Annotated in this window: 1 protein-coding gene; it reads left to right on the top strand. The window is 35.8% G+C overall.

Features of this window, described 5'->3' with window-relative positions:
• The first annotated feature begins 57 nt into the window (after nt 1-57).
• Nucleotides 58-1412, top strand: a protein-coding gene (locus DIS06_RS19890) for an IS3 family transposase (RefSeq protein WP_110114979.1) whose coding sequence is annotated in 2 segments (ribosomal slippage) — nt 58-511 and nt 511-1412 — 1356 coding nt in all. Because the reading frame shifts where the segments join, the coding sequence is not laid out codon by codon here.
• The last annotated feature ends 36 nt before the right edge of the window (nt 1413-1448 follow it).

Here is a 1448-nt window from a genome sequence, read left to right as displayed (position 1 = left end):
TGAACTGCACCCCAATTGTTAGACACTGGTCTAACAATTGGAGGTGCAGTTTTTTATATGACCAAATATACAAGTAATTTAAAATTAAGTATTATTCAAGGCTATAACCCTGAAGTTATTTCTCAAAAAGAATACGCAAAACAAATTGGTATTACCAGAGCACAATTCCAATATTGGTTGAAATTATATGAATTACATGGGGAAGAAGGTCTTAAAAATACCTATACAAACTGTCCTGTTAGTTTTAAACTGGATGTACTAAACTATATGGTTCAATCTGGTGCGTCACTAATGGATACCGCAGCTCTCTTTAAAATCTCTAGTTATACAATGGTGTATGATTGGCAGAGAAAAATGGAGATTGGCGGTTTAGAAGCCCTAGAACCGAAACAAAAGGGGCGTCCATCCGTGAATAAGAAATCTTTTAACCAACCAAAACAAGCGCCAGCTAGAGAATCAGTTGAGGCACTGGAAGCGCGTATTAAACAGCTAGAAATGGAAAATGAGTATTTAAAAAAGTTGAATGCCTTAGTTCAAAACAAAGAAAAATCACCAAACAAGACAAAGCACTAGTAGTCTATGAGTTAAGGCAAAAATACCCGGTGAAGGAACTCGTGAAACTCGCTGATATTCCACGTAGTACATATTATGATTTAGTGAAGAGAATGAATCGGCCAGATCTAGATGGCGACTTAAAAGCTGAAATAAAGGCCATTTACGAGGAACATGAAGGTCGTTACGGTTACCGCCGTATACGTGATGAGCTAGCGATTCGTGGGCGAAAAGTGAATCACAAAAAGGTTCAACGTATCATGAGAGAACTTGGTTTAAAATGTTTGGTAAGGATGAAAAAATATAAATCTTACAAAGGTACTGTAGGAAAAATTGCGCCAAATCATTTAGGCCGTCAATTTACAACAGATGCTCCAAATAAGAAGTGGGTAACAGATATAACAGAGTTTAAATTATTTGGTGAGAAACTTTATCTATCTCCTGTATTAGATTTATTTAATGGAGAGATTATTACGTATACGATTGGTTTTAGACCAACATATTCACTTGTTTCGGAGATGTTAGAAAGAGCCCTCGAGCGATTACCAGAAGAACATGAACTATTGATGCATTCAGATCAAGGTTGGCATTATCAGATGAAAGGATATTGTCATGCCCTCCAAGAAAGAGGAATTAAACAAAGTATGTCTCGTAAGGGAAACTGTTACGATAATTCAGTGATGGAGAATTTCTTTGGGATTATGAAATCAGAATTCCTATATTTTAAGGAATTCGAAAGTGTAGAGCATTTTAAACAAGAACTTAAAAGATATATGGAATATTATAATACGAAACGGATGAAGGCAAAATTAAAAATGAGTCCGGTACAATACCGAACTCATTTTGAGCAAGCAGCATAATGAAATAACCGTGTCTAACTTTTAGGGGTCACTTCA

The organism is Bacillus sp. CGMCC 1.16541, assembly GCF_003184905.1.
Taxonomy (GTDB): domain Bacteria; phylum Bacillota; class Bacilli; order Bacillales; family Bacillaceae_H; genus Priestia.
Note: the sequence above shows the minus strand (reverse complement) of the source record. Positions and strands in the feature narration are given on the sequence as shown.